We start from the raw sequence: 6,287 nt of genomic DNA on the forward strand, positions 1-6,287 counted from the left end.
CCGTCCCGCCCGCTCTGGGAGACCTGCAGCAGAAAGCCCCCTCCACCACGCGGGGTGAGGGGGCTTTCTCTAGGGGAACGCGCGTCTCGGTACGCTACCCGGTACTACGACTGGGCGTTACGACCCTGGGGGTTCCAGCCGGCGGCCAGGATTAACAGAATCACGACCGAGGCTGCGGGCAGCAGTCGGGTGAATACGTGGGTCCAGTAGTTGAGGGGATTGAGGGGCTTACCCTCGTTGATTTTCCGCATGAAGGAGAGCGAAAGCAGGAATGTGGAGATGAAGAGAAAGAAGTCCACACCGCCGGAAACCTTGCCACCCAGACGTGGTAAACCATGACGAGGAGCACTGCAAAAGCACGCAGACCCTGGATTTCGGGGCGGAAACCGCGGCTTTCCAGGAAAGACTCGAGGGAGGGTCCTGGCCGTTTTTGGGCATACGAATCCCCTGGAAGAGGTTAAAAGCCATGTTTAGTTGTCCTGAGTGTTGTGTTTGAGAGTAGAAAATCGTTCCCTGCCCCAAAAGTCGTACAGGGCGGAGGGTCTCGCGAGGGCGTCTGGGGGTGAGGGAAGTGTCATCCTCGGGGTGTTTCTGCGCCCCAGACAGTATTCGCCCTAGTCCAACGTTCTTTAAAGTGAAACTTCAAGGTTTGTGGGGTATCTCCTATTTTCTTGAGGCGCATCCGTCCATCCCCTAGATATGCCCCTGACAAGCCAAACCATTCTTTTCAACCTCTACAGATTACTTATCGATGGTCAACCGGAGTTACAGTCGAACTGATCGGGTACCAGTTTTCGATTTTTTCGCCGTATCGTCCCATATCACCCTCGAAAGAGATGACAGGGGCACCCGAAAATAAGAGAATGGAAGCATGACTACTTCTATTGACCCCACGACCACCTCTGCCTGGTCGGCTCTGTCCGCTCACCACAAGGCTCTCACCCCGAACCTGCGCGAGTGGTTTGCCGCCGACCCCGCCCGTGCCGAGAAGTTCAGCTTCACCGCTGACGAGCTGCACGTTGACCTTTCCAAGAACCTGATTACCTCCGAGACCGTTGAGCTGCTGCTCAAGCTCGCTGAAGAGGTCAAGCTGGAGCAGGCCCGCGAGGCAATGTTCTCCGGTAAGCACATTAACGTCACCGAGGACCGCGCCGTGCTGCACACCGCCCTGCGCCGCCCCGAGGGCTACTCCCCCGCCCTGACCGTCGACGGCCAGGACGTAGACGCAGACGTGCACGCCGTGCTGAAGAAGATTTACGCCTTCGCCGATCGCGTGCGCAACGGTGAGTGGACCGGCGTGACCGGCAAGCGCATCGAGACCGTCGTGAACATCGGTATCGGTGGCTCCGACTTGGGCCCGGTCATGGTGTACGAGGCTCTCAAGCCCTACGCCGATGCAGGCATCACCGCCCGCTTCATCTCCAATATTGACCCGACCGACGTGGCCGAGAAGGTCTCCGACCTGGACCCCGAGACCACCCTGTTCATCGTCGCATCCAAGACCTTCGGCACCCTGGAGACCCTGACCAACGCACGCGTGGCCCGCGAGTGGCTCATCTCCTCCCTGCGCGAGGCAGGCGCGCTGGACTGTAAGGACGCATCCGAAGCCGTGGCAAAGCACTTCGTGGCTGTCTCCACCGCACTCGACAAGGTTGCAGCCTTCGGCATCGACCCCGAGAACGCTTTCGGCTTCTGGGACTGGGTTGGCGGCCGCTACTCCGTGGACTCCGCCATCGGCACCTCCCTGGCTATCGTGCTGGGCCCGAAGGTCTTCGCTGACTTCCTTGCTGGCTTCCACGCAATGGATGAGCACTTCCGCACCGCTCCCTTCGAGAAGAACGTCCCCGTTCTGATGGGTCTGCTGAACATCTGGAACGTGAACTTCCTGGGTGCAGAGACCCACGCGGTTCTGCCCTACGACCAGTACCTGCACCGCTTCCCCGCATACCTGCAGCAGCTGACCATGGAGTCCAACGGCAAGTCCGTTCGCGCAGACGGTTCCTTCGTCAACTACGCAACCGGTGAAGTGTTCTGGGGCGAGCCCGGCACCAACGGCCAGCACGCCTTCTACCAGCTGATTCACCAGGGCACCCGCCTGATCCCCGCGGACTTCCTAGCCTTCGCTAACCCGGTCCACCCGACCAAGGACGGCGAGCAGGACGTTCACGAGCTGTTCCTGGCTAACTTCTTCGCACAGACCCAGGCACTCGCCTTCGGTAAGACCGAGGAAGAGGTTCGCGCAGAGGGCACCGCGGAGCACGTGGTCAACGCACGTATCTTCAGCGGTAACCGCCCCTCCACCTCCATCATGGCACCGCGCCTGACCCCGCGCGTTCTGGGCTCCCTGATTGCCCTGTACGAGCACATCACCTTCGTTCAGGGTGTTGTCTGGGGCATCGACTCCTTCGACCAGTGGGGCGTTGAGCTGGGCAAGAAGCTGGCCCTGGACCTGGTTCCCGCTATTGAGGGTGACCGCGAGGTTCTGGAGCGTCAGGATTCTTCGACCGCTTCGCTGATTGACTACTACCTGAAGAACCGCACCAAGTAGTAACTCGATCCTGCATGTGCCGGTTTTGTAGCCCGGCTGTATTGGCCCTGCGCAAGCTGGCTCAGCGCAGATACACAAACCGCCGGATAGGCTCCCAGTTTGGGAAGCTATCCGGCGGTCTTGTTATGTAGGTTCTAGCTCAATACCGTGCTACTAGTTCACGGCGGGCAGGGTGTCGGAGGCGATCTCGGCGATAATGCGCACCACGGTGGATTCGGGCAGCTGCGGGATGCCCTGCTCGTCGCGAACCACGCCACCGGCGTCGCGGTGGGCGGTCAGCTCCACACCCTCGGTGGCCTCTTCGCCGTCGGCATCCTCTTCACCATCAGCACAGATTGCGGGCACGTGCACGAATCCGGCGGGGATACTCAGCCCCAGTTCGCGGCTGATGCGCTGGCCCTCGTAGAACACGTGGTTGCACACGTAGGTTCCGGCGGTGTACGAAATCTCGACCGGCTCCCCCGCCGCGCGCAGGCGCTCGAAGCTGGCGCGCACCGGCAGGGAGGAGAAGTACGCCTCCCGGCCGTCCGGAACAATCGGCTCGTCGCAGCGTCGGTCGCCGTCGTTATCCTCAATGCCGGCGGAGTCCAGGTTGATGGCGACCTGTTCGAGGCTGACCACATCGCGGCCAACCGCCACGCCCAGGCTGATGAGCGCATCGGGCTGCACATCCTGCAGGGCGGCGCGCAGGGCGGTGCTGGAACCGTCGTAGCTGACGGGCAGCTCCCGGGTGATGACGTTCAAATCCGGGCGCATCCGGGTCAGCAGACGCTGAGCACCTTCGGCGAGCGCTACGGTGGGGTTGACGGGCACGCCGGGGAACGGTCCGAAGTAGGTCAGTAGCAGGGTATTGGCCATGGCAGTTTAGCTTTCTGCGTTGGTCTTTGTGGCGGCGCGGCGCTCTAGGTCCTTGGCGAGCGCATCCAGCAGCTCCTCGGGAGTGGTCGCGATAATGAGCTCGTCCAGGTAGCGCTCGTTCAGCAGGCCGGTGGAGGCCATGTAGTGCATAGCGTCGATGAGCTTATCCCAGTAGCCGCTCACGTTCAGCAGCGCAACCGGCTTGGAGTGGATGTCGAGGAACTGCCAGCTGAACACCTCGAAGAACTCTTCCAGGGTGCCGGGGCCGCCGGGCATGGCGACGAAAGCGTCGGCCTTCTCGATCATGGCGATTTTGCGCTGGTGCATGGTGTCCACAATGTCGAGGGTGGTCTGGCCGGGGTAGACGCCCTCCAGCCCGACCAGCTTGTGGGTGACCACGCCGTAGACCACGCCGCCGGCGTCCAGGGTTGCGCCCGCGACGGTGCCCATCAGGCCGGTGCGGCCGCCGCCGTAGACCACGCCAATATTGTTCCGAGCGCAGAGGGTGCCGAGCTCGCGGGCGCGCTCGGTGAAGAGCGGGTCGTTGCCGGAGCGTGCGCCGCAGTAGACGGCGAGGTTGTAGTCAGTCTTCTTCACGGGGTTCTCCTTGGGTCGTGGAGCGGGTGCGCGGCGTTGCGCCCCGCCTTCTATGGGTTGTCTGTTGTTGAGGGTACCGGACGTACCTGTGTACCTCATGTGTGCAGGGTAGCCCTGTGGATAAAACGGGGCTCTAGGCCGCCGGGTCCACCGATACGCTAGCCCCGCGGAACCGGAGTGGCCGCCAGCAGCGGGAAAATCTGCTCGGTATTCAGCGGTGCCTGCGCGGCGATATCTGAAGGGCGGGCCATGGCGGGATCGACCCAGCGCAGCTCGGCAATTTCGGCCTGCGGCACCAGCGTAGCCAGCTGCTCGTACTGCTCGTCGGTGGGGGCGTACTCGAAGGTTTCGGCGCGTACCGTAAAACCGGACTCGTTGAGCGCGGCGGCCTCCAGGGTGCCGAGGTAGCGCATCCGGACGGGGTCGGGGGTCAGGCCGATTTCTTCGCTCACTTCGCGGCAGGCGGTCTGTAGCGGGGTCTCCCCCAGCTCGGGTTTGCCCCCGGGCATCATGAACCCGTCGCTACTCTTCTTGCGTACGGTCAGCACGTACCCCCGCTCGTCGCGAATGGCTACGGCGCACACGTTGACGACGCGGTGCACGCTGTCGATGGCGCTGTGCTCAGTAGCACTGTGCTCAGTAGCGCTGTGTTCGGCGGGCTGGGCTGCTTCTACTCGGTTCTGCGGGTTCTTCTGCGTGGGCATCTTTCTACCCTAGCATTTCTGTATCCTCCACCCGGCGCTGTGCGTGTTTGTCTTATTCATCCGCCCTATTGTGCGCCCTGCAGGCGTTGGTTTTATGTAATATTTCGGCGAGTTATCTTATGTCCGGTTCATGCGTTTAGGTGCGTGTTACGGTGTAATTAACCGCGATGTCGCGGTACCGTATACGCACTCGACTTGGCGCGATACAGGAAGAGTGCGGATCACTCAATCACCCATGTAGAAGGAACTTCATGATGGCTAACTCTTCTCGTGCCCGCCGCTACGGTAGCGCCGGCGCTTCTGTTCTTCTTGCCGCATCCTTGAGCCTGGGCGCTCTGCCTTCTGTTGCAGCGGCTAATACCCCGAATCCGGATAACCCGCCGGTTATTACGGTCTACAACTACAAGGTTGAGACCAATACCCGTGAGCTGAAGACCGCCCTGCGTCTGAACAAGATTACGTTCAAGGCGACGAATCTGCCCGCGAAAACTACTGCTTTTTCTCCGGCTTTGCATGAGGCAAACCATAGGGGTTTCCCGTTTCTGAACCCGATTCAGACGGTGCACGTTGCGGGCCCGTTCAAGGATGGCACGGCGACTGCGACCCATTACGTTCCCGGTAGCCTGATTGACCCGGCGAAGAACTACAGCTTCGTCGCTAATATCGCCGTTGATGGTTATTATTCGGGCGGCCAGGTGCTGCGCATGGACGTTGTGAAGGATAGCGCCGCACCGGTTCTTCAGGTGGATTCGCCGCGTTTGAACACCAAGGGTGAGACTGTGTTGAAGGTGCGCGGTACCGGCTACACCGGTGAGGCGACCCCGCACGGTGTGCGTGTGGTGGTGTCTGATACGAACGTGTGGGTTCCCGGCCGTTTTCCCCAGCAGGGTATGCGTTTCGTGGCTGAGGTGACCGTACCTGCTTCGCAGATTCACAACGGTGCTTTTGAGACGGAGGTGAAGGTTCCGGCGGATGTTGCGGCGACGCTGAATACATCTCACAAGTACATTGCGGGCACTATGGCAGCTGGCGTTCAGGGTGCTGAGTACGGCTCGTTTGATGCTCAGAAGCCTCTTGAGCTTTTCGCGCAGGAGCCCGTGGTGTCTGCGGTTCCGACCGATGCACCCACCGTGGCACCCCTTCCCGAGGCAACCATTGGTGTAAACCCGACCGACGCACCGACCGTGGCGCCCCTTCCCGAGGCAACCATCGGCGTGAACCCGACCGACGCACCCACCGTAGCACCCCTGCCGGAAGCAACCATTGGTGTAAACCCGACGGACGCGCCCACCGTGGCGCCCCTGCCGGAAGCAACCGTGGGCGTGAACCCCACCGACGCACCGACCGTGGCTCCTCTGCCCGAGGCAACCGTGGGCGTGAACCCGACCGACGCACCGACCGTAGCACCCCTGCCGGAAGCAACCATTGGTGTAAACCCGACGGACGCGCCCACCGTGGCGCCCCTGCCGGAAGCAACCGTTGGCGTGAACCCGACCGACGCACCGACGGTTCCTGCACTGCCGGAAGCAACCGTGGGTGTAAACCCCACTGACGCACCGACGGTTCCTGCACTGCCGGAA

5 protein-coding genes and 1 pseudogene are annotated in these 6,287 nt (G+C 61.8%); 2 read left to right on the forward strand and 4 right to left on the reverse strand.

Annotation, left to right across the window (positions count from 1 at the left end):
* Positions 1-158: 158 nt before the first annotated feature.
* Positions 159-400: pseudogene (locus HMPREF2874_RS09060) on the reverse strand (acyltransferase family protein); the annotation flags it as partial.
* A 471-nt stretch (positions 401-871) separates the two neighbouring features.
* On the opposite strand from HMPREF2874_RS09060, the gene pgi reads away from it, so the two are divergent.
* On the forward strand, positions 872-2,548 hold the full coding sequence (gene pgi, locus HMPREF2874_RS07085) for a glucose-6-phosphate isomerase (RefSeq protein ID WP_070649739.1): 1,677 nt from the start codon (positions 872-874) through the stop codon (positions 2,546-2,548).
* Positions 2,549-2,701: 153 nt separating this feature from the next.
* Here the strand turns inward: pgi and HMPREF2874_RS07090 are convergent, their stop codons facing one another.
* The 3 genes from HMPREF2874_RS07090 to HMPREF2874_RS07100 form a co-directional block, all read right to left on the reverse strand.
* On the reverse strand, positions 2,702-3,406 hold the full coding sequence (locus HMPREF2874_RS07090) for a pyroglutamyl-peptidase I (RefSeq protein ID WP_070649741.1): 705 nt from the start codon (positions 3,404-3,406) through the stop codon (positions 2,702-2,704).
* Between the two features lie 6 nt (positions 3,407-3,412).
* A complete protein-coding gene (locus HMPREF2874_RS07095) occupies positions 3,413-4,003 on the reverse strand; it encodes an LOG family protein (RefSeq protein ID WP_049332063.1) in 591 nt (196 codons plus the stop codon).
* Between the two features lie 158 nt (positions 4,004-4,161).
* Entirely contained in the window at positions 4,162-4,707 is a 546-nt protein-coding gene (locus HMPREF2874_RS07100) for an NUDIX hydrolase (protein ID WP_083309867.1), read from the reverse strand.
* Positions 4,708-4,961: 254 nt separating this feature from the next.
* Here HMPREF2874_RS07100 and HMPREF2874_RS07105 point away from each other — a divergent pair.
* Positions 4,962-6,287: hypothetical protein (locus tag HMPREF2874_RS07105; protein ID WP_246823795.1), on the forward strand; the 1,326-nt coding region annotated here is incomplete at its 3' end.

The sequence above is a fragment of the Rothia sp. HMSC068F09 genome (genome assembly GCF_001812775.1).
Taxonomy (GTDB): domain Bacteria; phylum Actinomycetota; class Actinomycetes; order Actinomycetales; family Micrococcaceae; genus Rothia; species Rothia mucilaginosa_A.

What these genes read in the sequence shown, in the direction of transcription:
- HMPREF2874_RS07100 (WP_083309867.1), bottom strand. Translation starts at nt 4,707, where the DNA reads ATGCCCACGCAGAAGAACCCGCAGAACCGAGTAGAAGCAGCCCAGCCC.
- HMPREF2874_RS07090 (WP_070649741.1), bottom strand. Translation starts at nt 3,406, where the DNA reads ATGGCCAATACCCTGCTACTGACCTACTTCGGACCGTTCCCCGGCGTG.
- pgi (WP_070649739.1), top strand. Translation starts at nt 872, where the DNA reads ATGACTACTTCTATTGACCCCACGACCACCTCTGCCTGGTCGGCTCTG.